Annotated in this window: 17 protein-coding genes and 3 pseudogenes; 11 read left to right on the top strand and 9 right to left on the bottom strand. The window is 62.5% G+C overall.

Features of this window, described 5'->3' with window-relative positions; all coding sequences use genetic code 11:
• Nucleotides 1–38 precede the first annotated feature (38 nt).
• Nucleotides 39–293, bottom strand: a complete 255-nt coding sequence (locus JN403_RS13840; protein ID WP_205482818.1) for a hypothetical protein — start codon at nucleotides 291–293, stop codon at nucleotides 39–41.
• 78 nt (nucleotides 294–371) lie between these two features.
• Nucleotides 372–635 carry a DUF2790 domain-containing protein gene (locus tag JN403_RS13835; protein ID WP_074891841.1) on the bottom strand — a complete coding sequence of 88 codons (264 nt, stop codon included), beginning with the start codon at nucleotides 633–635 and terminating at the stop codon, nucleotides 372–374.
• Nucleotides 636–940: 305 nt separating this feature from the next.
• Here JN403_RS13835 and JN403_RS13830 point away from each other — a divergent pair, with 305 nt between their 5' ends.
• Together JN403_RS13830 and JN403_RS13825 are read left to right on the top strand one after the other, a co-directional pair.
• Complete coding sequence (locus tag JN403_RS13830) at nucleotides 941–1,681, top strand: response regulator (RefSeq protein ID WP_122534429.1); 741 nt, start codon at nucleotides 941–943, stop codon at nucleotides 1,679–1,681.
• Nucleotides 1,678–3,018: a HAMP domain-containing sensor histidine kinase gene (locus JN403_RS13825; RefSeq protein ID WP_205482816.1), complete on the top strand. Its 1,341-nt coding sequence runs from the start codon at nucleotides 1,678–1,680 to the stop codon at nucleotides 3,016–3,018. The genes JN403_RS13830 and JN403_RS13825 overlap by 4 nt, the downstream gene beginning before the upstream one ends.
• A gap of 480 nt (nucleotides 3,019–3,498) precedes the next feature.
• Here JN403_RS13825 and JN403_RS13820 read toward each other — a convergent pair whose 3' ends face one another.
• Nucleotides 3,499–5,625 (bottom strand): TonB-dependent siderophore receptor, encoded by a 2,127-nt coding sequence (locus JN403_RS13820; protein ID WP_205487314.1) that lies wholly within the window; start codon nucleotides 5,623–5,625, stop codon nucleotides 3,499–3,501.
• A 266-nt stretch (nucleotides 5,626–5,891) separates the two neighbouring features.
• Here JN403_RS13820 and JN403_RS13815 point away from each other — a divergent pair, with 266 nt between their 5' ends.
• Together JN403_RS13815 and JN403_RS13810 are read left to right on the top strand one after the other, a co-directional pair.
• Complete coding sequence (locus JN403_RS13815; protein WP_205482814.1) at nucleotides 5,892–8,057, top strand: outer membrane assembly lipoprotein YfiO; 2,166 nt, start codon at nucleotides 5,892–5,894, stop codon at nucleotides 8,055–8,057.
• Nucleotides 8,057–8,797 carry a DUF3142 domain-containing protein gene (locus JN403_RS13810; RefSeq protein WP_205482813.1) on the top strand — a complete coding sequence of 247 codons (741 nt, stop codon included), beginning with the start codon at nucleotides 8,057–8,059 and terminating at the stop codon, nucleotides 8,795–8,797. The genes JN403_RS13815 and JN403_RS13810 overlap by 1 nt, the downstream gene beginning before the upstream one ends.
• A 156-nt stretch (nucleotides 8,798–8,953) precedes the next feature.
• Here the strand turns inward: JN403_RS13810 and JN403_RS13805 are convergent.
• The 3 genes and pseudogenes from JN403_RS13805 to JN403_RS13795 all read right to left on the bottom strand — a co-directional run bounded on the left by JN403_RS13805 (nucleotide 8,954) and on the right by JN403_RS13795 (nucleotide 11,996).
• Nucleotides 8,954–9,270 (bottom strand): annotated as a pseudogene (locus tag JN403_RS13805) (hypothetical protein).
• Nucleotides 9,267–10,631, bottom strand: coding sequence for an acyclic terpene utilization AtuA family protein (locus tag JN403_RS13800; protein ID WP_205482812.1), 1,365 nt, complete (start codon nucleotides 10,629–10,631; stop codon nucleotides 9,267–9,269). The pseudogene JN403_RS13805 and the gene JN403_RS13800 overlap by 4 nt, the downstream one beginning before the upstream one ends.
• Nucleotides 10,632–11,996 carry a citrate:proton symporter gene (locus JN403_RS13795; protein ID WP_345945816.1) on the bottom strand — a complete coding sequence of 455 codons (1,365 nt, stop codon included), beginning with the start codon at nucleotides 11,994–11,996 and terminating at the stop codon, nucleotides 10,632–10,634.
• 105 nt (nucleotides 11,997–12,101) lie between these two features.
• Here JN403_RS13795 and JN403_RS13790 point away from each other — a divergent pair, with 105 nt between their 5' ends.
• From JN403_RS13790 to efeO (JN403_RS13770), 5 genes are all read left to right on the top strand, one after another.
• Nucleotides 12,102–12,995: a LysR family transcriptional regulator gene (locus tag JN403_RS13790; RefSeq protein WP_205482810.1), complete on the top strand. Its 894-nt coding sequence runs from the start codon at nucleotides 12,102–12,104 to the stop codon at nucleotides 12,993–12,995.
• A gap of 364 nt (nucleotides 12,996–13,359) precedes the next feature.
• Nucleotides 13,360–14,241: an iron uptake transporter permease EfeU gene (gene efeU, locus JN403_RS13785; protein ID WP_205482809.1), complete on the top strand. Its 882-nt coding sequence runs from the start codon at nucleotides 13,360–13,362 to the stop codon at nucleotides 14,239–14,241.
• 8 nt (nucleotides 14,242–14,249) lie between these two features.
• Nucleotides 14,250–15,461, top strand: coding sequence for an iron uptake system protein EfeO (gene efeO / locus JN403_RS13780; protein WP_122623929.1), 1,212 nt, complete (start codon nucleotides 14,250–14,252; stop codon nucleotides 15,459–15,461).
• Nucleotides 15,462–15,526: 65 nt separating this feature from the next.
• Complete coding sequence (gene efeB, locus JN403_RS13775) at nucleotides 15,527–16,843, top strand: iron uptake transporter deferrochelatase/peroxidase subunit (RefSeq protein ID WP_122534418.1); 1,317 nt, start codon at nucleotides 15,527–15,529, stop codon at nucleotides 16,841–16,843.
• 27 nt (nucleotides 16,844–16,870) lie between these two features.
• Entirely contained in the window at nucleotides 16,871–17,695 is an 825-nt protein-coding gene (gene efeO / locus JN403_RS13770; RefSeq protein ID WP_205482808.1) for an iron uptake system protein EfeO, read from the top strand.
• A gap of 1,116 nt (nucleotides 17,696–18,811) precedes the next feature.
• Here efeO (JN403_RS13770) and JN403_RS13765 read toward each other — a convergent pair.
• The 3 genes and pseudogenes from JN403_RS13765 to JN403_RS13755 all read right to left on the bottom strand — a co-directional run bounded on the left by JN403_RS13765 (nucleotide 18,812) and on the right by JN403_RS13755 (nucleotide 20,876).
• Nucleotides 18,812–19,581, bottom strand: a pseudogene (locus JN403_RS13765) (molybdopterin-dependent oxidoreductase).
• The gene (locus JN403_RS13760; RefSeq protein WP_275900184.1) at nucleotides 19,574–20,182 is read right to left on the bottom strand and encodes a cytochrome b/b6 domain-containing protein; all 609 of its coding nucleotides are present in this window, start codon (nucleotides 20,180–20,182) and stop codon (nucleotides 19,574–19,576) included. The pseudogene JN403_RS13765 and the gene JN403_RS13760 overlap by 8 nt, the downstream one beginning before the upstream one ends.
• A gap of 71 nt (nucleotides 20,183–20,253) precedes the next feature.
• A pseudogene (locus JN403_RS13755) lies at nucleotides 20,254–20,876 on the bottom strand (hypothetical protein).
• 310 nt (nucleotides 20,877–21,186) lie between these two features.
• Between JN403_RS13755 and JN403_RS13750 the strand changes: the two are divergent.
• Both JN403_RS13750 and JN403_RS13745 read left to right on the top strand, forming a co-directional pair.
• The gene (locus JN403_RS13750; RefSeq protein WP_205482804.1) at nucleotides 21,187–21,882 is read left to right on the top strand and encodes a heavy metal response regulator transcription factor; all 696 of its coding nucleotides are present in this window, start codon (nucleotides 21,187–21,189) and stop codon (nucleotides 21,880–21,882) included.
• Nucleotides 21,855–23,246, top strand: coding sequence for a heavy metal sensor histidine kinase (locus JN403_RS13745; RefSeq protein ID WP_205482802.1), 1,392 nt, complete (start codon nucleotides 21,855–21,857; stop codon nucleotides 23,244–23,246). Before JN403_RS13750 ends, JN403_RS13745 begins: the two co-directional genes overlap by 28 nt.
• Nucleotides 23,247–23,267: the final 21 nt, after the last annotated feature.

The raw sequence follows: 23,267 nt of genomic DNA, 5'->3' as shown, positions 1-23,267 counted from the left end.
CCACGGACGGCCCGAAAGACCACCGTCTGACATACCCTTCACACCCGGCTCTGCTGATGCCCCGCCACGCCGACCCGGGTGTGTTCGGAGCCGCCTTCGGCGACCATCTGCCCGCGGCTTTCGATCCACATCACCAGTGGCGTCTTGTCGGAGCCGTTTTCGGCGACTTTCGGCGCAAGCTGGAAGCAGGTGCGCTCGTCGCCGCCGGTGTGCGTCACGGCTGCGTTGGCGTGAACGGCGAAACCCGCGAGTGCCAATGCAAAGGCCGACAAGGTGGTTTTGATCGGTGTCATGGTGTGATCCTCACGTAATCTTCAACGGTAATGGGCGAACCGGGCGGCCGGTGACACGTCATCCGCGCGGCCCTGGACTCAGTTGTCCTGCGGGCAGTTCTGGGCAACGGTCTCGTAGTTCAGAACCTGTTGCTGGCCCTGGGAGTCGAGGTAGCGAAGGTGGGCATTGACCACGCCGCAGGCCGGGCTTGGGTCGACTTCGGTGGACAAGGCCTTGGCGATGTCCAGGTGCTCGCCGTACATGTAATTGTGGGCTTGAGCAACGGGCTGGGCTTGGGCGGTCAGGGCGCCAAGGCTCATGGCGGCAAACAGGGTGGCGATGCTGAGGTTCTTCCAGTTCATGATGTTCTCCGGTATTCAAAGGGTCATTCGGTCAGGGTTCGAGGCGGTGTGTGTCTGTCGTCTCGATGGGTCCCATTGAACGCCCCGCAGGTATCTCGCTTGTGTCGCGAACCGCCGGAAAATCATCCTTACGTGTCAGAGCCCGCTGCAGATACACAGCGATACATTCGCGCCGAAAAACCTGCCTTTTGCATGCGCATGTATGCCCGGCAGCGCCAGATACAGTGGAATACAAACCCCGGCAGGCAAGTCACGCGCGACTGGTTAAGATGCGCCTCACACACATGAATACGGGAGCTGCGGCAATGGAGCACGTCGATCACATTCTGATTGTCGATGACGATCGCGAGATTCGGGAACTGGTGGGCAACTACCTGAAGAAGAACGGCCTGCGCACCACGGTGGTGGCGGACGGCAGGCAGATGCGTTCGTTTCTGGAATCGACGCCCGTCGACCTGATCGTGCTCGATATCATGATGCCGGGTGACGACGGCCTGCTGCTGTGCCGCGAGCTGCGCACCGGCAAGCACAAGACGACGCCCGTGCTGATGCTAACCGCCCGCAGCGACGAAACCGACCGCATCATTGGCCTGGAAATGGGCGCCGATGACTACCTGGTAAAGCCCTTCGCCGCCCGTGAACTGCTGGCGCGGATCAACGCCGTGCTGCGCCGCACCCGCATGCTGCCGCCGAACCTGATCGTCACCGAGGCCGGTCGTTTGCTGGCGTTTGGCAAGTGGAAGCTGGACACCACCGCCCGCCACTTGCTCGACGCCCAGGGCACGGTGGTGACGCTCAGCGGCGCGGAATACCGCCTGCTGCGCACCTTCCTCGACCACCCGCAGCGCGTCTTGAGCCGCGATCAACTGCTGAACCTGACCCAGGGCCGCGACGCCGATCTGTTCGACCGTTCCATCGACTTGCTGGTCAGCCGCTTGCGTCAGCGCCTGGCCGACGACGCCCGCGACCCGGCCTACATCAAGACCGTGCGCAACGAGGGCTACGTGTTCACTTACGCCGTGGAAATTCTCGGGGAAAGCCCATGAAGCTGAGCTTCGGATGGCCGCGCACCCTGGCCTCGCGTCTCTCGCTGATTTTTCTGATCAGCCTGGTGCTGGCCCACGGTCTGTCGTTCGGCCTGCAATTTTATGAGCGCTATGAAAGCGCAATGACCACGATGCTCGGCAACATGGAGCGCGACCTCAGCACTACCGTTGCCATCCTCGAACGCCTGCCCGCCGACGAACGCCAGGCCTGGCTGCCACGTTTCGAACACCCGACCTACGTCTACATCCTGGGTGCCGGCCAGACCGGTACGCCGGTGGACATGGACAAGGCGCCAATGTCGGTGCATTCGATGCAGGAAAGCCTGGGCCACGATTACACACTGACCTTCAATAACATCGCCGACAGCCGCCCGCACTATCAGGCGCATCTGACGCTGAAGGACGGCAACCCGCTGACGATCGACGTACGCCCGCAGATCACCCCGCTGTCGCCCTGGCTGCCGCTGCTGTTGATCGGCCAACTGGTGTTGCTGTTTGTCTGCACCTGGCTGGCCGTACGCACAGCGATTCGTCCGCTGACGCGCCTGTCCCACGCCGTCGACAACCTCGACCCCAACGGCGAAGGCATCCGTCTGGATGAAAGCGGCCCGACCGAAGTGGCCTTCGCTGCCGTGGCGTTCAACACCATGCAGCAACGGATCTCGACCTACGTGAAGGAGCGTATGCAACTGCTGGCAGCAATCTCCCACGACCTGCAAACCCCGATCACCCGCATGAAACTGCGCGCCGAGTTCATGGACGATGGCATCGAGAAAGACAAGCTCTGGAGCGACCTGAGCGAGATGCAGCACCTGGTTCAGGAAGGCGTGGCCTATGCCCGCAGCATGGACACCTCGACCGAGACAGCACGGCGCTTGGACATGGATTCATTCCTCGACAGCCTGGTGTTCGACTATCAGGACGTAGGCCGCGATGTGCAGCTGAACGGCAAGACCGGCGCAATCATCGACACCCGCCCCCATGCCTTGCGCCGAGTGCTGGTCAACCTGACCGACAACGCCTTGAAGTTCGGCGGCGCGGCGGAGATTGAAGTGATCGCCCACGCCGATCAGAGCCTGTCGCTTCACGTGCTGGACCGCGGGCCGGGCATTGCCGAAGGGGAATTGTCGGAAGTGATCAAGCCGTTCTACCGCGTCGAAAGCTCACGCAACCGCGACACCGGAGGTACCGGACTGGGCCTGGCGATCGCGCAGCAATTGACGATCGCACTGGGCGGTACCTTGACGCTCACCAACCGCGAAGGGGGTGGGTTGGGTGCTCAGTTGAAGCTGCCCGCACGGATAGCGACAGGCGCGGTGAAGATCACGGATCTTTAGAGGATATTGACGTTGATTATCCCTGGTGGGACCGGCATCGGCCGTGAAGAGGCCAGCGTGAGCACCGAACCTTTTGCACTTTGACGCCTGACGCATTCCCGGCTAAAGCCGGTCCCACCAACAGACCGCGCGCGCCTGTAGGACCGGCTTCAGCCGGGAAGCCTTTGATCTGCCTTCGCTGTTCAACCACAAAAGGCTCAGCCACCGCCAAACGCGACTTTGGTGCAGGCTGAACGCAGGTTTTGCGGAGTGGGCCGAGCCGCAGGGATGCGGCGAGAGCGCCGTCAGGACATGGATGTCCGTTCGGCGCGGGCCCACGGAGCAAGACCGGAGTGAAGGAACCCTGACGAAGGAAGGGCCCAACCGAGAGCAAGCACCCTTGGTTACTTGGGGTGCTTTTCCAAGTAACTCGCCGAAGGCGAAACCCGAGGCCGTTAGGCCGACGCCCTTGATCTTGATCTTGATCTTAATCTTGAAAAATCAAAAATCCAGCTTCACCCTCGCCACCAACTGCCGCGGCTCACCGATGGAAATCGCCGGCGACCCCAACCCGCTCGCCGACGTGTAGTACTTCTCGTCGAACACATTCTTCAGATTCAACTGCAGCGTCACATCACGCTCATCCAGCTTCACCTTGTACGCCACAAACGCATCCGCGACCTTCGACGACGGCAGGTAATACTCCCTCCCCGCGCCATCGTTCACACCCCAGCGGCTCGCGAACCGTGCACCGGCACCCGCGCGTAGATCACCCACACCCACGTGCCCGAAGTCACGGGTCAGGTACACCGCGCCCGTATGCTTCGACACACCATCCAGCGGCTCGCCCTTGAGAATCGGATCTTCCAGCACCTTCGTGTCGGTGTACGCGTAGCTGCCGGTAATACTCCAGAACTCGTTCAACTGCCCGGTGATATCCGCCTCCAGCCCGCGCGAGCGCACCTCGCCGGACACCCGCGTGCAAGTCTCGGTGCCGCACGGTTCGCTGGTCTGCACGTTCTGCTTGTTGATGTTGAACAGCGCCACCGTCGCGGTGATCGCGTCGTTCTGGAACTTGGTGCCGATTTCGTAGGCCTTGCCCTCCTCCGGCGGCAGGTCGCCAATCGGCGAAGCAATCGAGGTATTCGGGCGGAACGACTCGGTGTAGCTGCCGTACACCGACCAGTCCGGCTGGATCAGGTACACCAGCCCGACGCGGGGCACGACCTTGCTGTCCTTCACGTCGGCGCCGACCACGAACGGCCGGCCCTTGCCGGTCAGCTCGTCGAAGGCGTCATAACGCAGGCCGGTCTGCAGGATCCACTTCTCGCCCAGGTGCATGGCGTCCTGAACGAAGAAGGCATGGGTACGCAGGTGATCGGTCTGGTCGCTCTGGGCGGCATTGGCCGTAGTCGGTTGCTGAGTAACGCCATAGACCGGCGCGTTGTAATTGAAGTCGACCTTGTTGGCGCTGCGGTACAGATCGCCCAGGTCGCGGTCGTTCTTCATGTAATCGGCGCCGATCAGCACTTCGTGGCGCACATCGCCCCAGTACAGGTTGCCGAGCGCGCTGACAGTGGCGGTGTGGGCGAACTGCACGGCATCGCGGGTGGCGTCGCCGCGACGGGTCACGGCGCCGGTGTTGTAGTTGGCCGAGATAAAGCGCGACTGGTAATCGTTGTAGTAATTGCGGCTGTAGGCGTAACCGGTGCGCAGGGTCCAAGTGTCGTTGAGGCGATGGTCCATGCGCAGGTCGAGGGAATCGGAGCGCCCGGTGGTGACGTTGAACGGCTCGTCCAGACGCCGGCTGCGCGGGATGTCCAGTACCTTGCCGGTCTTGGGGTTGATCTGCGTGCCACGGTCGAAGGGCACGGAATATTCCGTGTGCTCGTAGGCCACGGACACCGTCGTGTCATCGCCGTACCAGGCCAGCGACGGCGCGATCACCGACTGATCGATACTGCCGAAATTGCGCCAGTAATCGTAGTTCTGCTTGTCGGCGATCACCCGGTAGGCCAGACCGTTGGTGCCGATCGGGCCGGTCAGGTCGATCTGCTCGCCACCGCCGCCAAAGCTGCTGCCGAAGGCCGAGATCGAGCGGGCCTCGACCAACTCCGGTTTCTTCGTCACCACGTTGATCACGCCGCCCGGGTCCTGCACGCCGTAGAGCATCGACGCGGGGCCCTTGAGCACTTCAATGCGCTCGGTGGTCGGGGTGAAGTTACGCGCCCGCACCGATTGCATGCCGTCGCGCATGATCGAGTTGTCGCGGTTGGTGCCGAAGCCGCGTTTCTGAATGGCGTCCTGAGTGCCGCCCAAGGTATTGCTTTGCTTGACGCCGCTGACCGCATTGATCGCTTCGTCCAGGCTGAACGGCTGGCGGTCTTCGATGACCCGGTTGGTCACCACGTTGACGCTTTGCGGCACCTCCACCAACGGTGCTTCGGTGCGTGTGGCCACGGTCGCCTTGCGCGCCTGATAGCTGTCGCGGCTGTGCTGGGTTTCGCTGACCTCGGGCTGGGACGTGGCGTCGATGTTGACCGCGTCCAGCTGCATTTCTTCAGCGCAGGCAACAGGGCTCATGCCCAGCGAGCACAACAGCGCCGTGGCTGAGCACACGCTCAACAACGATGCAGGACGAAGCACGGGGAAAGCGGACACGCGAAAACCGGATTGAGCTGTCATGGAAGCGAGAACCTGAGGCGTCGAGAAGCGATGCGCCTGTCACGAAACGCATCTGATTCTCACTACACGGATGCAGACACGGTTTACCTCACATGAATCTGAAAATAATTTTTAATCCAGCGTCCGTGGCGCTCGGTGGATACGGCGAAACACCCTGTATCATTCGCCGCGCTCACCCTCTTCTTACGTAGCGAAATCAAGGATTGTTCATGCGTATCCGCTCCCTGACTCCTCTTGCTTTGATCATTGGCGCGACGATGGGCGGCCAGGCCCAGGCCAGCAGTGACGACTCGTGCTACCCCAACTGGTCGCTGCTGCGCGACTCGCTGGACGTCTGTAACAACCTGCCCTTTCTCACGCCCGGTAACGACAGCCGGGTCAACCTGCGTCTGCTGCTGGCCGATCGCAAGGCGCTGACGCTCAAGCCCGGCGAACTGACCGAGCAGGAACTGGCCGAGGGCTATGGCCCGGTGCCGTTTGCGGCGTTCAGGTTGGCGAACGAAGAGATCGAGGGCGACGAAAGCGAAGAATCAGGCGCCGCCGCCATGGCTGACTTGCTGGGCAAGCTTGGCCTCAGCCGTGAGAGCAACGACACCGCGGGCCAGGCCTTTCTGCAGGGCGAAGGCAGCCGCTGCCGCAGTAACCGCGATGAAAGCGCCGCTGATTTCATCGGCCAGTTGCTCGACACCGAAGGGCTGTCCGCCACCGAGCGCCAATCCCTGGCCCGCGCCCGCCTGCAACTGCTGGATGCCTGCACCTGGGAGGCTGACAAGCAGGCCAGCCTGTTGCCGACCGATGTCCAGTCGCCGCAAGCCAAGGCGTTTGCCGCCTACCTGCGTGCGGCCTCGGATTTTTACAGCGGACGCTTCAGCGACGCAGAAAAGGGATTCAGCGGCCTCGCCGAGAGCGCGCAACCCTGGCTCAAGGAAACCGCGCTGTACATGATCGTCCGCACCCGGCTGAACGCCGCGCAACAGAACGCGTTCGACGAATACGGCAGCCTGAAAGAGGACCATGATCGCGCGCCTTACGCAGCAGTCGGTCAAGCCATCGAGCAGTACCTCAGCGTTTACCCCGACGGCCGCTACAGCCGCTCCGCCACCGGGTTGCTGCGCCGCGTCCACTGGCTGGCAGGAGACACCGACAAACTGGCCGCCGATTACGCCTGGCAACTGACGGAAGCCGGAGACGCCCGGGTATCTGCCTCGCCGGAAGCCTTGATTCAGGAAGCCGACAACAACCTGCTGACGACCCTCACCGGCGCCACGCCATCGCCGTTGATCACGGCGACCCATGACCTGATGATCATGCGCCCGGACCTGCCGAACCGGCTGACCCGCCAGCAGCTCGATGGGCAGAAAGCGTTGTTCGCGCAGCAACCGGCGGTGTTCGAGTACTTGCAGGCCGCCTTCGCGTTCTACGTCGACAAGAAACCCGCCGACGCGCTCAAGCATTTGCCGAACGACGTTCCCGAAACACTGGATTATCTGGCCTTCAGCCAACAGACCCTGCGCGGCCTGGCTTTGGAGGCGGGCAATGATATGCCTGGCGCCCAGGCGCTGTGGCTGAAACTGCTGCCCCTGGCGCAGCAGCCCCTGCAGCGCGAACAACTGCAACTGGCGCTGGCGATGAACTATGAACGCAGCGGGCAACTGACGAAGGTGTTCGCCAGCGATTCGCCGATCACCTCCGCCCAGGTGCGGCTGATTCTGCTGGGCAAGGTGGCCGACGCGCCGCTGCTGCGCCAGCAGATCGGTCAGGGCATCAGCGATGTCGAGAAGGCCACCGCGCAGTTCGTCCTGCTCTACAAGGCGCTGCTGCACAGCCAGTACGCCGCGTTCGCCGATGATCTGAAAACGCTGCCGGAGCCGCCCGCCGATATCAAACTGGGCACCAGCCTGGGTTATGTCTATGACGCCGGCCAGACGCTGCAGTTGTTCCGCTGGAACGGCGCCAAGGCCGAATCGGGTTACGCCTGCCCCAGCATCGGGGAGATCGCCGCCGCGTTGCAGGCCAGCGACAAGGACGCCAAAGGTCTGAACTGCCTGGGTGAGTTCATCCTGCGCAACGGCCTGGACGGCATGCCGCTGGATCAGAAGCCCGACGCGGGTGATTTGGGCAGCAGCGAACCCGGCTTCAAGGGCCAGGTCTTTTCGCGGCTGAGCGGCTACCAGACGGTGATCGCCGACAGCAAAGCCGCGCGGGACGACAAGGCCTACGCCCTGTTCCGGGCGATCAACTGCTACGCGCCCGCGGGCTATAACAGTTGCGGCGGCAAGGATGTGGCGCCCGCCGTGCGCAAGGGCTGGTTCAAGCAACTGAAAACCACTTACGGCGTCACCAGCTGGGGCAAATCCCTGCAGTATTACTGGTGATGAGGGCGCTGTTTCGCTGGCGGGTGTGTGCCGGCGGGCTGATCGGTCTGGTCATCGCAGGCTTGAGCAGCCCCATGACGTGGGCGGCGGTGGGCGCCCGCGAGCACGATGCCTTCTGGTTGTGGAGCGGCGTGGCGACGCAACCTGTGCTGGACCAGGCGAAAACCCTGTATGTGCTCCAGGGCCAGATCAGCACCACCCGTCGTGATCGGCAAACGCCGGCGCTGATTGCCCAGGGGATGAGAGTGAGGCGTCTGCCCCAGCAGGAGGTGTGGATCGTCTACCGCGCCCACACCCTGCGCTGGCCCGACCCGGTTTACAAACAGCTGCTGGGCCAGGTGCAACGCTGGCGGGACGCGGGCACGGCGGTGGCCGGCGTGCAGATCGATTTCGATGCGCGCACGCGTTATTTGCAGGACTACGTGGTCTTTCTCAAGGACCTGCGCCAGCGCTTGCCGCCTGCGCTGAAGCTGAGCATCACCGGGTTGATGGACTGGAGCAGCAACGCGGATGCGAAGACGATCGGCGAGCTGAAAGGCGTGGTCGACGAAGTGGTGGTGCAGACCTACCAGGGCCGCCACAGCATCCCCGATTACGCCGCCTACCTGCCGCGCATCAGCCGGATGGGGCTGCCTTTCAGGATCGGTCTGGTGCAGGGCGGAGAATGGGAAGCGCCTGGGTATCTGCAGGACAGCCCGTGGTTTCGCGGGTATGTGGTGTTTCTAGTGAATCAGAAGTAGGTGAACGGGCCGCGTTTCATGCAAGGTCGACAGGAATGCGGTGTGATCGCTGGCCTCTTCCCGGCTAAAGCCGGTCCCACTAAGGACTCGCGTGCATCCCGTAGGACCGGCTTCAGCCGGGAAGGCGTCGGCCGCTGCGCCGCGAATCCGGCGAACTCACACCTCCATATCCAGCAACGCCGCCCCCAGCGCTTTGCCGTGGGCATCCAGCGCCAGTGACCGTGTGACGCCCCCTTTAAAATCCCCGGCAGCACAAAATTCAGCGCGTGCACGTTCGGCAGTTCATACCGAAGTACCCGGGAGCCATCGTCCCCCAGCAACTCGGCAAAATACTCAGCCACCCGCTCAGCCGTCAGCGCCTTGAGCAATCGCGGGTAGTCTTGCGCCTCGAAGGCGATGACCGAAATATTTGAGGTGTCGCCCTTGTCGCCGGTCCGGGAATGGGCCAGTTCGCGCAATGTCACGGTGCTCACGATGCATCCTCCAGATGAACCTTCGCCTTGACGGCATCTCGCGGCATCAGCAGCGACGCCACTGCCACCACCTGGCGGACGCCCTTGGTCGCGCCGCCGCCGCCATAGGGTCCGTTGGTGTAAAGGGTTTCGACTTCATTGCCGATGCGCACGGCTTCGGCCTTGTCTTCACAACGCGCCGCAACACGTAAGCGCACTTCCCACGGCTCGGCCGCCGCCCGCGAACCCAACGTCGCACCGTGCAACGCGTCCACGCCAATCAGCTCGGCGCGCAGGTCATCGAAGACCACGCCGGTCAGTTGTAAGCGCTCCAGCACCACGTCCCGCGCCAGTTGCGCGCGGGGCAGTGCGCCGGGGCCGCCGTAGGAAATCTGCCCTTCGCCGATCCAGCCGTCGAGATAGCCCACCGAGACCTTCAGCGTCTCAGGTCGCGCGCGGCCATCGGCGCCTTCAGCCCGTACTTCGTTGGTGGCGACTGGATGGAACGACACGCCGGAAAAATCCGCCGTCACGTCCGGGGTCAGGTACGCCGCCGGGTCGTGCACTTCATAAATCATCTGCTCGGTGCAGGTGGCGGTGTCGATGCGCCCGCCGGAGCCGGCGACCTTGCTGATCACCGCCCTGCCCTCGGCGTCGACTTCCGCCAAAGGAAACCCGAGGCGCGCCAGGTTCGGTACCTCTTTAATGCCCGGATCAGCAAAATAGCCGCCTGTGATCTGCCCGGCGCATTCCAGCAAGTGGCCGATCAACGTGCCGCGTCCCAGCCGCGTCCAGTCGTCCTCGGCCCAGTCAAATTCAAAGAGCTGTGGCGCGAGAAACAAAGAAGGGTCGGCAACCCGGCCGGTGATCACCACATCGGCATCGGCCTTCAACGCCTCGACAATCCCCTGCGCGCCCAGGTAGGCATTCGCCGAGATCAACTGATCACCCAACGAAGCAATCGTCGCGCCGTTATCCAGCAACCGTTCAGGACTCGCCTTGAGAGCAGCGAGTACGTCATCCCCCGTCACCGCCGCGACCGTCAGCCCATGCAAACCCAGCTCGACCGCGATGCGCCGCACTTCCCGCGCCGCCGCCAGGGGATTGGCCGCGCCCATGTTGCTGATCAGTCGCAGCCGACGCTGTCCGGTCTCGCGGCCGCGCCCCACTAACGGCAGCACGCGACGCATGCGCTCACTCAACAGCGGGTCGAAACCGGCTTCGGGATCACTGAGCCGCGCCTGTTGTGCGAGGGCAATGGTGCGCTCGGCCAGGCACTCGAAGACCAGGTAGTCGAGGTCGCCCTTCTCGGCCAGTTCAACTGCAGGCTCGATACGGTCACCGGAATAACCGGCGCCAGAGCCGATACGTATTGTCTTCATTTAAAACACTCCCAGCAACAGTGCGGTCAGGGTCATCAGCACCGATGCGCCAAACAGAAACGGAATGGTGAAGCGCTGGTGGTCGGCCAGTTCGACCTTGCACAGCCCGACCAGCAGGAAGGTCGCCGGCGTCAGCGGGCTGACCGGGAAACCGGTGGTGTGCACGCCCAGCAGCGAGGCCTGAGCCACTTGCAGCGGATCAACGCCCAGGGAGCGGCCGACTTCGGCAATCACCGGCATCACGCCGAAATAGAAGGAATCGGGATCAAACAACAGGCTCAGCGGCATGGACAGGAGGCCCACCACCATCGGAATCAACTTGCCGTGGCCAGCCGGGATCTGCGCCACCGCCACTTCGGCCATGGCCTTGAGCATGCCGGTGCCCTGCATGATCCCGGTGAACACCCCGGCCGCCAGAAGAATGCTGGCCATGGTCAGGGCGGTCTTGGCGTGGGCATCGATGCGCGCGCGCTGGGCGTCGACGTTGGGGTAGTTGATGCACAGCGCCAGCACCGTGCCGACCATGAACATCACCACCGGATCGACCCAGCCGGAAATCATCACCGCCATGACCACGATGGTCAGCAACAGGTTGAGCCAGAACAGACGCGGTCGGCGCAGCACTGCTTCCTGCTCGGTCAGCACCCGCTGGGGCACTACGTCGATGGGCTCGGCCGTGGTTTGAAAGCGGCCCAGCCCCAGGCGCTTTTCCTCACGGCGCCCGAGCATCCAGGCGCAGAAGAAGACAAACGCCAGGCCGACGATCTGCACCGGAATCAGCGGCTGGAACAGCTCGGACACCGGCACGTGCAGCGCCGCCGACGAGCGCAGCACCGGACCGGTCCACGGCAGGAAATTCACCCCCGCCGCCATCGCTGCGACACAGGCCAGGATCCGCCGATCGATGCCCAGCCGCGTGTACAGCGGCAGCATCGCCGGGATCGTCACCAGAAACGTCACCGCGCCGGAACCGTCGAGGTGCACCAGCAACGCCAGCAGCGCGGTGCCGACGACAATCCGCGTAGGACGGGTGCCCACGGTGCGCAGGATGCGGTCGATGATCGGGTCGAGCATACCGGCGTCGGTCATCACCCCGAAGAACAGGATGGCGAACACGAACATGCCGACCACGGGAGCGACGTTCTTGATGCCGGTGATGATGAAGCCGCTGGTTTGCAGACCGAATCCGCCGATCAGCGCGGCGATGATGGGCAAGGCAATCAGGGCGACCAAGGGCGAGAGGCGCTTGCTCATGACGGCAGCGAGCAGGCAGAGGATGGTAATGACACCGAGGGTGGCGAGCATGGTTTGATCCTTCGTCATCCCTGACCGGCGGGCGGCGGGATGAGCTGTTGTTGTTTTCATCGAGTATCGAAACGGGGGTAAGCTTTGTAAATTGAAATGTTCGGCGCCCTACGTTCGAAAAAACCGAATGGCGCGCGTACGGCAACTACTTCGGAAAACTCAGCCATGAAGAACTCGATTCAGCACATCCGCGCCTTTTTGACCGTCGCCCACACCGGCAGCTTTGCCAAAGCGGCGCTGGAGCTGAACCTGTCGCCGTCCGCCTTGACCGTGCAGATCCAGCAGCTGGAAGAATGGCTCGGCGTCGCCCTGCTGGAGCGCAGCCCGCGTCAGGTCAGCCTGACCGCTGCGGGCCAGAACAATCGCGGGCCCATGGAGAAACTGCTGCTGGACCTGGACAACATCGTCAGCGGCTCGCGGGATCTGGCCGCGCTGCGCCGGGGCGTGGTGACCATCGCTGCCCTGCCGTCGATGTGTTCCGGCACGCTGCCGCCGCTGCTGAAAGCCTTCCGCGAGCAATTCCCCGGGGTCGAAGTGCGCCTGCGGGACGTGGTGGCGCAGCGGATCGATGCGCTGGTGCGTGAGGGCGAAGTGGATTTCGGGCTGGGGGTGCGGGCGCGGATGGGCCACGGGCTGACGTTCGAGGTGGTGATGGTCGACCGGCTGAGTCTGTTCGTCCCCGCTGATCATCCGCTGGCACGGGAGCGCTCGATCACCCTGCAGGCCCTGGCCGGGCAGCCGATCATCCTTACCGGTCGCGACAGCAGCGTGCGCGAGCGGGTGGAGCAACTGTTTGCTGAAGAAGGACTGGCACTGACGCCGGGGCTGGAAGCGAACTACATGTCGACGGTCATGGCGCTGGTGCGGCAAGGCCTGGGGATGACGTTGCTGCCGGAATCCGCCGACGAAGGCCGCGGCGATTTGATACAGGTGCGGGTCGAGCATCCTGGGGTGTGTCGGGAGATCGGGTTGATTACCCGAGCGGGTGTGGGCCTGAGCCCCGCCGCCCAGCGATTCGTCGAAACCATGAAAAACGCGCTGTCACCGCAAAACCTGTAGGAGATCCCCCTTCAGCCTGCAAACACGAACGCTGTGGAGTGAGCTTGCTCACGAAGACATCATTCCAGCCGCTGAACATTCAGCGGATGGACCGTCCTATCCGCGAGCAAGCTCGCTCCCACCCTTCATCTGTCGGCCGGTACACCTGCGGCAGTGTCCGATCAGAGCTGGGAAGCCGTCTGCTGCAGTTTGCAATGCCTCTTGGCTGAACCCCACCTGAACACCTGCACAACAAGCAGGGTTTTGCAAAAAAACCAGTGCGCGCATTCAATAATGAGTATCATTATGTTACACAATGGCTGAATGCGAATGGCTACCTGACGCATTTACGTCACACACCCTAACAGATCTGCACCGGTGATAAATGCTCGTTCCTTTTTTGATCATGCTGCGCGAAGGGATTGAAGCCGCGCTTATCGTTGGCATCATTGCCAGTTACCTGAGACAAACCGGCCGTGGCGAGTGGATGCCCGCGGTATGGATCGGCGTGTTCCTGGCTGTCGCCCTGGCGCTGTTCGTCGGTGGTGGCCTGGAAATGGTCAGCGCTGAATTCCCGCAAAAGCAGCAGGAACTGTTCGAAGGCGTCGTCGGCCTGGTGGCCGTGGTGATCCTCAGTTCGATGGTCGTGTGGATGCGCAAGGTCGCCCGCTCGGTCAAACATGACCTGCACCAGTCCCTGGACGCTGCTTTGGCCGGGTCGAGAAACCAGACTTACGCCCTCATCGGCATGGTGTTCTTTGCTGTCGCCCGTGAAAGCCTCGAAACCGTGTTCTTCCTGCTCGCCGTGTTCCAGCAGAGCGAGGACGTGTCCGGTCCGCTGGGTGCGCTGTTCGGCCTGATCATCGCGGTGTGCATCGGCGTCGGCATCTACAAAGGCAGCATGCGCCTGAACCTGAGCAAGTTTTTCCGCTACACCGGCCTGTTCATCCTCGTGGTGGCAGCGGGCATTCTGGCCAACTCCGTGCGCTCGCTGCACGAAGCCGGGGTCTGGAACCACTTTCAGGACGTGGTCTTCGACATCAGCGCGATCCTGCCGATGGACGGCCCAACCGGCTCGGTGCTGGCCGGCATGTTCGGTTATCAGGATGCGCCGACCGTCAGCGTGCTGGTGGCGTACCTGGCGTACCTGGTTTTTGCGCTGTTCCTGTTCTTCAAGCCCCAGGCGCGGGTGGTGAGTCTGCCCACCCGCCCGGCCCATGAACACGGCCACACTTCTTCCGTTACGCATTCAGTTACGAACAAATAAGGGCACTCATGAACTCCACTGCCAACGGCCTTCCTCCCAAGAAAGCCAAGCCATCTCGCGCCCTGCAGTTCGCCGTTGCGGGCTCGGTGGTGCTAATGATCGCCGCCGGCGCCATGTTTTATTTCGCCTCCCAGGCCGCGCAGAAGAAGCGCATCGCCAACAGCGGCAATGAAACGGTCGTGACCATTAACGCGAAAAGCTGCGAGCCGAATTCGATCACCGTGCCGGCCGGCAAGAACGCCTTCCGCATCGTCAACGCCTCGGATCGCGCCGTGGAGTGGGAAATCCTCGACGGCGTGCTGGTGGTGGAAGAGCGGGAAAACATCGTCCCGGGCCTGAGCCAGATCATCAACGCCAACCTGCAGCCCGGCGACTACGCCATCACCTGCGGCCTGCTGAGCAATCCACGCGGCACGTTGCACGTGACGCCGACCGCGGAGTCTGACGCCGCCGCCAAAGCGCGTCCGTCGATGGTCGCCTTCATCGGGCCGCTGTCCGAATACCGCGTCTACCTGAGTACCCAGAGCAGCGCGCTGATCCGCGCGACGAACGACTTGCAGCAAGCCATCGACAGCGGCGATCTGGCCCAGGCGCAGAAAGCCTACGCGCCGGCCCGTGCTGCCTATCAGCGCATCGCCCCTGCGGCCCAGCGCCTGTCCGAGCTGGACAACGCGATCAACGCCCGCGCCGATTACTACGAAAAACGCGAGCAGGACCCCGGCTTCGGCGGCTTCCACCGCCTCGAATTCGGCCTGTTCTCGCAAAAATCCATCGACGGCCTGGCGCCGGTCGTGCAGAAGCTGCAAGCCGACATCGCCAGCCTGAAGCAGCAGTTGCTGGCCCAGAGCATCGCCCCGGAACAGCTGGCGAGCATGGTCGTGCGCAACATGCGCAGCATTGCCGAGGTCCGCAGCAACGGCGAAGAAGAACGCTACAGCCACCTCGACGTGAACGGCTTTGCCGCCAACCTGGAAGGCACGCGCAAGGTGATCGAGCTGCTGCGTCCGCTGCTGGCCAAGTCTTCCGGCGACGTGCTGAAAAAGATCGACACCGCGAGCACCGCGCTGGATGACCAGTTGCTGATGCTCAAGACCGCCGACGGCTTCAAGCCGTACGACCAGGTCAGCACCGAACAACGAAAACAAATAGCAGACAAGGCCAAGGCACTGGCCGACGCACTCGATGGAATCGATCCGGCCCTCGGCCTCTCAGGCCTGTAAGCGTGCCCTGGCGGGTGCCCCATGCACCCGCCCGGCCCTGAAACCAGAGCGAAGACAGCATTCACATGAAAGACTCCGATTCAAAAAACGCGCCGATCTCCACTGACCGTCGCCGCGTCCTGCTGGGCCTTGGCGCTGCAGGCGCAGCGGTGGCCGGTGCCAGCCTGACCGGTAACGCGTTCGCCGCCCCCGCGCCGGCGCAGGTCACCGAAGCACCGAAAAGCGAAAAGACCCAGGACCACAACGCGTTCCACGGTCAGCATCAAAGCGGCATCGTCAACCCGCGCCCAACCGCCGGGATGATGGTCTCTTTCGACGTACTGGCCCAGGACCGTGAAGACCTCGAGCGCATGTTCCGTACGTTGAACGAGCGCATTGCGTTTTTGATGACCGGCGGGGCCGTGCCTCAAGTCGATCCGAAACTGCCGCCACTGGATTCCGGCATCCTCGGCCCGGTGGTCACGCCGGACAACCTGACCATTACCGTGTCGGTGGGTGACTCGCTGTTCGATGACCGCTTCGGGCTGGAACCCGTCAAACCCAAGCGTTTGCAGCGCATGGTCGGTTTCCCCAACGACGCGCTCGAAGCCGATTGCTGCCACGGCGACTTGAGCATTCAGTTCTGCTCCAACGCCCCGGACAGCAACATTCACGCCCTGCGCGACATCGTGAAAAACCTGCCGGACCTGCTGCTGGTGCGCTGGAAACAGGAAGGCACCGTCCCCGCCCAGGCCCCGTTGAAACCGGGCCAGGCGCCGGAAAGCGCGCGCAACTTCCTGGGTTTCCGCGACGGCTCGGCCAACCCGGATTCGAACAACCAGAAGACCATGAACGAACTGGTCTGGGTGCAACCGGGCAGCGACGAGCCGGCCTGGGCCGCCAACGGCAGCTACCAGGCGGTGCGCATCATCCGCAACTTCGTCGAGCGCTGGGACCGTACCCCGCTGCAGGAACAGGAAGCGATCTTCGGCCGGGTCAAAACCACTGGCGCGCCGATGGACGGCAAGACCGAAGCCGACGTTCCGGATTACCACAAAGACCCGGAAGGCAAGATCACCAAGCTGGATTCGCACATCCGCCTGGCCAACCCGCGCACCGCTGAAACCCAGCGCAACCTGATCCTGCGTCGCCCGTTCAACTACTCGAACGGCGTGAACAAGAACGGTCAGCTGGACATGGGCCTGCTGTTCATCTGCTATCAGGCGGACCTGGAGAAAGGTTTCATTACCGTGCAGACACGCCTCAACGGCGAGCCGCTGGAGGAATACCTCAAGCCTATCGGCGGCGGGTATTTCTTCACCCTGCCGGGCGTGGTCGACAACAACGATTTCATCGGCCGGTCGCTGTTGGCCGCCTCTGCCCAAACAACAAAAACTGCCTGACAACCCTTACCTCACAGGAAGAGCTCTATGAAAAAGTCGCCTCTCGCGTTGTTGCTTACCTTTGGCGTGTTGCAGACATCGATGTCCGCGTTCGCCGCCACCGCGCCGTTGGACCTGGTCACGCCGGTTTCGGACTACAAGATCTACGTGACGGAAAATGTCGACACCCTGGCCGCCGACACGCAGAAGTTCACCGACGCGATCAAGAAGGGCGACCTGGCGATGGCGAAGAAGCTGTTCCCGACCACGCGTCTGTCCTATGAGTCAATCGAGCCGATTGCCGAGCTGTTCAGCGATCTGGACGCGTCGATCGACTCCCGCGAGGACGACCACGAAAACGGCGTGAAGGCCGACGATTTCACCGGTTTCCACCGTCTGGAATATGCGTTGTTCTCGCAGAATTCCACCAAGGATCAGGCCGTGTTCGCGGACAAGCTGCTGGCTGACGTGAAAGAGCTGCAGTCGCGTATCGCGGACATGACGTTCCCGCCGGAGAAGGTAGTGGGCGGTGCGGCTGCGTTGATGGAAGAAGTGGCGGCGACCAAGCTGTCGGGCGAGGAAGATCGTTACAGCCATACCGATCTGTATGATTTCCAGGGCAACGTTGACGGTTCGAAGAAGATCGTCGATCTGTTCAAGCCGCAGCTGGAGAAGTCGGACAAGGCGTTCGTGGCGAAGGTCGAGAAGAACTTTGGGACGGTGGACAAGATCCTGGCGAAGTACAAGACCAAGGACGGTGGCTATGAGACCTACGACAAGGTGAAGGAGCAGGACCGCAAGGCGCTGGCAGGCCCGGTCAATACGTTGGCGGAAGATCTGTCGCAGATGCGCGGGAAATTGGGTTTGAACTGATTTTTTCTATGCGCTGAAAAGCCCGTTTGCTGAGAGATTGGCAATCGGGCTTTTTTATGGGCGCGCCGTTTGTTGGATTGGCGCTCTATCCATTATTTGTGTGTACTTGAATTAGGGTTCCGCCCTTACGGCGGGTCACTTTTTCCAACAGCCGAAAAAGTAACCAAAAAGGCCGTGCTCCCGGTTGGGCCCTCCTGCGTCGTGTTCCTTCACTCCGGTCCCGCTCCGTGGGCCCGCGCCGAACGGGCATCCATGCCCTGACGGCGCTCTCGCCGCATCCATGCGGCTCGGCCCACTCCGCGAAACCTGCGTTCAGCCTGCACCCAAGTCGCGATTGGCGGTGTTTGAGCCTTTTGCGTATGAAGATCAACATCAACATCAAGAGCAGATCAAGGGCTTCCCGGCTGAAGCCGGTCATACGGTGACCGCGGTGTTTGTAGGACTGGCTCTAGCCGGAAAGATGCCGGATTGCTCACCATCAGTCTTGCGGCGTAACGATCGACGCTTTCCCGGCTGAAGCCGGTCCTACAAGACGCCGCATGCATTCAGTGGGACCGGCTTTAGCCGGGAAGAAGCCAGCCAGGGCGCCAACCATTTTGGTGACCGCACCCCCATCCTGTGGGAGCGAGCTTGCTCGCGAATGCTGCATTTCAAACACCGATTATCGGCGGATGGACCAATGCCTTCGCGAGCAAGCTCGCTCCCACAAGCCCCCAGTATCCTCAGGCCGCAATCCGCCCTTGATCTGCTTTTGATCTGCTTTTGATCTGCTTTTGATCTGCTTTTGATCCGCTTTTGATCTGCTTTTGATCTTCATACGCAAAAAGCCCAGACACCGGAAAACGCGACTTGGGTGCAGGCCGAACGCAGACGACGCGGAGTGGTCCGAGCCGCATGGATGCGGCGAGAGCGCCGTCAGGACATGGATGTCCGTTCGGCGCGGGCCCACGGAGCGTCGTCGGAGTGAGGGAACCCGACGAAGTCGGGCCCAACCAGGAGCAAGCACCCTTGGTTACTTGGGGTGCTTTTCCAAGTAACTCGCCGAAGGCGAAACCCGAGGCCGTTAGGCCGACGCTTTAGATCTTGATCTTGATCTTGATCCTGAAACGAACGGGATCAGATCCCGCTAAACCAGTTGTACCCCTGATCCTCCCAATACCCCCGGGATTCTCATTGCTCACCACAATCTCGACGATATGCTTCGGATTCTTGAAGCCCAGCTTCGTCGGCACCCTCACCCGCAACGGATAGCCATACTCCGGCGGCAACGCCACCTCGGCAAAATCCAGCGCCAGCAACGTCTGCGGATGCAATGCCGTCGGCATGTCCAGACTCGAGTAGTACCGATCCGCGCACTTGAACCCGACAAACTTCGCCGTCGTATCCGCCCCCACATGCTCCAGGAACGTGCGCAACGGCACACCGCCCCACTGCCCGATCGCGCTCCAGCCCTCAACGCAAATCAAGCGCGTGATATCGCTGCGCTGGGGCAACTTGCGCAAACCCTCCAGCGTCCACGGCGCCTTGTCCCGCACCAGCCCCGACACACCCAGCTTCCAGTCCGCCGTGTCCAGCTCCGGAATATCATCCTCGCTGTAGAACGCGTTGAACGGAAACGGGTTACGGACCTGATCCTTGGTGAACGTCGGCGCCAGCTTCTGCCCGCTGAACAGCCAGGCCTGAACCCGATCGTTCCACCGCGACATGCTCCACAGCACCTTATCCACCTGATCGCCGTCCTGCAGGTTGCAACCGGTGAGCATCGCCATCGCGCCCACGGTCAGGCCGCCTTTGAGGAAATGCCGACGCTGCAGGCTCTCCAGCTGAATCTGCTGGGCCGGTTCCAGTTTGATGCGCGCAATGGCGCGTTTTTTAGGCTCAATCATGCTCGACCTTCCCGCTCTCAATCCCACGCGTGCCGCCGGTGATCATCGGCATCAGGGTTTTCGGCACCATCAGCACCAGCGCCAGATGCACCACCACGAACGCGCCAATGAACGCCATCGCCGCAAAGTGCACGTACCGGGCGAAGTCGTAGCCGCCGAACACGGCGGTCAACTCCTGCAACTGGATCGGCTTCCAGATCGCCAGCCCCGTCAGCACGATCAACACGCCGGCGGCCAGCACCAGCCAATACATCAGGCGCTGCACGGCGTTGTACACGCCCTTATCGTGCTTGAGACGAAAGCGCAGCGCATCGAGCATGTCGCGCTTCACCGCTGTGGGGGTGACCGGCAGAAAGTCGCGCTTGAAATGCCGCGTGAACAGGCCATAGAGCACGTAGACCAGGCCGTTGATCACCAACAGCCACATTACGGCGAAGTGCCACGCCAGCGCGCCGCCCAGCCAGCCGCCCACGGTGAAATCCCGGGGGAACGAGAAGCTGAACAGCGGCGACGCGTTATAGATGCCCCACCCGCTCATGAACATGCAGACCATGCCAAAGGCATTGATCCAGTGCGTCAGGCGGATGGGCCATGGATGAATTCTGGTTTTTTCATGGTGCGAGACTCATCACGGATTCGGTGAAAGCGGCGCCGTGAGACGCCGCAACCCGCTTACATCGGCGGCTGGAAGCCGTCTTTGCCAACCGCGACACCGCGTGCGGTCTTGCCGTCTTCGCCCGGGAACACGACGATTTTCGCGCCCTTGACCAGCTCATCGACCTTGCCCGGCTGCACATAGGCAATGGGTACGTCTTCCGGCACAACCAGTTGCTTCTCGCCACCTTTGTAGCCGACGCTCAGGGTACGGCCGTTGGCCTTGCCGCTCAGCTTGCCGACGGTGCCATTGGTCATGGTACCGGTGCTGCCGTCAGCGTTTTCCCAACCGTAGTGACCTTCACCGCTGCCCTTCAGGCTCGGCTCGAATACGGTGACTTCCAGAGCCTTCAGCGTGCCATCGGCTTGGGGATCGCAGCGGAACCGATGAAGCTGTCCGCTTTGATCGACGCGATGTCGGTCTTGGAGACCAGGCGGATGCCAGTCTTGTCGGTCAGCCCGATGCTCTGATGGGCGCCGGAACGGGTGGTGAAATTCAGGGTGTTGCTGTCGACGCTGTCGACCGTGCCGCGCAGTGGCTTGACCACCGGCATGTCACCGGCGGCCATGCCAGCGGCGGAAGCCATGACGGCGGCGCTGAGCATCAGCATGCCGAACGTGGTGGTCAGGGCTGTCTTCATCTTCATCGGTGGATTCCTTCAGGCAGTTGGGGAAAGTTGAAGCTGAACGTCAGGTGTTGCATGACCACCATCCTCTACCCGCAACCGGCACCCGACAATGACCGCCCGATTACATTTTTGTCATTCGGGGGCAGGCTGGTCATGGCGCGGATCAATGACAAAAATGTAACCGACCGCTCGCCATCCGTTGGTTACACTTCACATCCGGCGCGGCCTGCAGCCCTTCGCGCCTGTTCTGACCCAATCTGATGATCCATCCGACACCCGCGCCGGCGACGCCGCCAATGACGTGAAGCGAGCCTGACCGACGATGCACATTCTGCTTATCGAAGACGACACCAAGACCGGCGAGTACCTGAAGAAAGGTCTGACCGAGTCCGGGTACAAAGTCGACTGGACCCAGCACGGCACCGACGGCCTGCACATGGCCCTTGAGCACAGCTACGATTTGCTGGTGCTCGACGTCATGCTGCCGGGCATCGACGGCTGGCAGATCATCGAAATCCTGCGGGCGAAGCAGGACGTGCCGGTGCTATTTCTGACCGCCCGCGATCAGTTGCAGGACCGCATTCGCGGCCTCGAACTAGGCGCCGACGATTACCTGGTCAAACCGTTTTCCTTCACCGAACTGCTCCTGCGCATCCGCACCATCCTGCGTCGCGGGGTGGTGCGCGAGGCCGACCATTTCCACCTGGCCGATCTGGAGCTGGACCTGCTGCGCCGAAGGGTCACGCGCCAGCAACAGCTCATCACCCTGACCAACAAGGAATTCGCGCTGCTGCATCTGTTTCTGCGCCGCGAGGGCGACGTGCTGTCGAGGGCGCAGATCGCTTCGGAAGTCTGGGACATGAATTTCGACAGCGACACCAATGTCGTCGACGTGGCGATCAAGCGCCTGCGCAGCAAGGTCGACACGCCCTACCCGATCAAACTCATCCACACCGTGCGCGGCATCGGTTACGTCTGCGAGGTGCGGCCATGCGAGCCCGACGCCCGCCATCCCTGACCCTGCGCGCGACGCTGGCGTTTTCGGTGGTGGCCATGCTCGCCGTCGCGGGCGCCGGCATGTACCTCTACGAGACCATGAAGGGCGCGGTGATGACCCGCAGCGACCATGCGGTGCTGGCGCGGCTGGATCACTTTCGCAAACTGCTGCAGTACGACCTGACCCTGACTACCTTGCAAAGCAGCCCGCAGCTGTTCGAGAACATGCTCGACAGCGAGGATGACATCTTCATCATCGCCGAGCCGGGCAAGCCAGCGGTGATCAGGGTCAATCCGCTGCATGCGTCCCTGCCGTCGATGCCAGTAGTGCCCGCGAACATGCCGCTGAGCGTGGGCGACATGCGCAGCGGCATGCTGGATTCAGGCGTGCCGATGCGCGCGGCGACGGTCGAAGCGGTGTCAGGCGGCAGGATCGTGCACCTGACGGCCGCGCACATCGAGGTCAAGGAAATGGCCACCCTGGCGGGTTTCCGCAATCGCATTCTGCTCGCCGTGGCCCTGGCCTTCGTGCTCACAGCCCTGCTCGGTTACGTGTTACTGCGCCGGGGTCTGCGGCCGTTGCGCAGAATGGCCAGCCATGCTGCGGCCATCACCCCGGCGCAGCTGGACAGCCGCATGGACAATCGCGACACGCCGGTGGAGTTGCAGCAACTGGGTGAAGCTTACAACGCGATGCTCGACCGGCTCGCCGATGGCTATCAGCGGCTGACGCAGTTTTCCGCCGACTTGGCCCATGAAATCCGCACGCCGGTGGGTTCGTTAATGGGGCATTGTCAGGTGGCGCTGCGGCAAGTGCGCACCGAGGATGAATACCAGGCGCTGCTGGCCTCCAACCTGGAGGAGCTGGAACGCATCTCGCGCATGGTCGAAAGCATTCTGTTCCTGGCGCGGGCCGATGAAGCGCAAGCCGCGCTCAACCGCCAGGCGCTGGAGCTGGCGGACGAGATGCAGCGAGTCGCGGGCTATTTCGAAGGGCTGGCGGAAGAGCGTGAAATCACACTGCACACCGAAGGCGACGCGCGGATCGAGGCTGATCCCCTGTTGCTGCGCAGGGCGCTGAGTAATCTGGTGGCGAACGCGATTCGCTACGCCGATGAAGGCAGTGAGATCAGGATTCGTGTGATCGAGAGCGGCCAGCGCTGCCGCATCGAGGTGGAGAACCAGGGCCCGACGCTGGACGACGTGACCCTGGGCAAACTGTTCGACCGCTTCTACCGCGGCGATGCCTCACGCCACCAGAGCTCCGACTCCAATGGACTGGGCCTGGCCATCGTCGCCGCGATCATGCAGCTGCACGGCGGCGAGGTGTCGGTTAACCAGCCGACGCCGGGGCGGATCTGTTTCGGGCTGGTGTTCCCACGATAGCGCGCAGCGCAGACTGTCACC

It is taken from the genome of Pseudomonas sp. 15A4 (genome assembly GCF_016925575.1).
Lineage (GTDB): Bacteria > Pseudomonadota > Gammaproteobacteria > Pseudomonadales > Pseudomonadaceae > Aquipseudomonas.
Note: the sequence above shows the minus strand (reverse complement) of the source record. Positions and strands in the feature narration are given on the sequence as shown.

Coding starts and splice junctions, on each gene's coding strand:
- JN403_RS13840 (WP_205482818.1), bottom strand. CDS start 293: ATGACACCGATCAAAACCACCTTGTCGGCCTTTGCATTGGCACTCGCG.
- JN403_RS13835 (WP_074891841.1), bottom strand. CDS start 635: ATGAACTGGAAGAACCTCAGCATCGCCACCCTGTTTGCCGCCATGAGC.
- JN403_RS13830 (WP_122534429.1), top strand. CDS start 941: ATGGAGCACGTCGATCACATTCTGATTGTCGATGACGATCGCGAGATT.
- JN403_RS13825 (WP_205482816.1), top strand. CDS start 1,678: ATGAAGCTGAGCTTCGGATGGCCGCGCACCCTGGCCTCGCGTCTCTCG.
- JN403_RS13815 (WP_205482814.1), top strand. CDS start 5,892: ATGCGTATCCGCTCCCTGACTCCTCTTGCTTTGATCATTGGCGCGACG.
- JN403_RS13810 (WP_205482813.1), top strand. CDS start 8,057: ATGAGGGCGCTGTTTCGCTGGCGGGTGTGTGCCGGCGGGCTGATCGGT.
- JN403_RS13800 (WP_205482812.1), bottom strand. CDS start 10,631: ATGAAGACAATACGTATCGGCTCTGGCGCCGGTTATTCCGGTGACCGT.
- JN403_RS13795 (WP_345945816.1), bottom strand. CDS start 11,996: ATGAAAACAACAACAGCTCATCCCGCCGCCCGCCGGTCAGGGATGACG.
- JN403_RS13790 (WP_205482810.1), top strand. CDS start 12,102: ATGAAGAACTCGATTCAGCACATCCGCGCCTTTTTGACCGTCGCCCAC.
- efeU (WP_205482809.1), top strand. CDS start 13,360: ATGCTCGTTCCTTTTTTGATCATGCTGCGCGAAGGGATTGAAGCCGCG.
- efeO (WP_122623929.1), top strand. CDS start 14,250: ATGAACTCCACTGCCAACGGCCTTCCTCCCAAGAAAGCCAAGCCATCT.
- efeB (WP_122534418.1), top strand. CDS start 15,527: ATGAAAGACTCCGATTCAAAAAACGCGCCGATCTCCACTGACCGTCGC.
- efeO (WP_205482808.1), top strand. CDS start 16,871: ATGAAAAAGTCGCCTCTCGCGTTGTTGCTTACCTTTGGCGTGTTGCAG.
- JN403_RS13750 (WP_205482804.1), top strand. CDS start 21,187: ATGCACATTCTGCTTATCGAAGACGACACCAAGACCGGCGAGTACCTG.
- JN403_RS13745 (WP_205482802.1), top strand. CDS start 21,855: ATGCGAGCCCGACGCCCGCCATCCCTGACCCTGCGCGCGACGCTGGCG.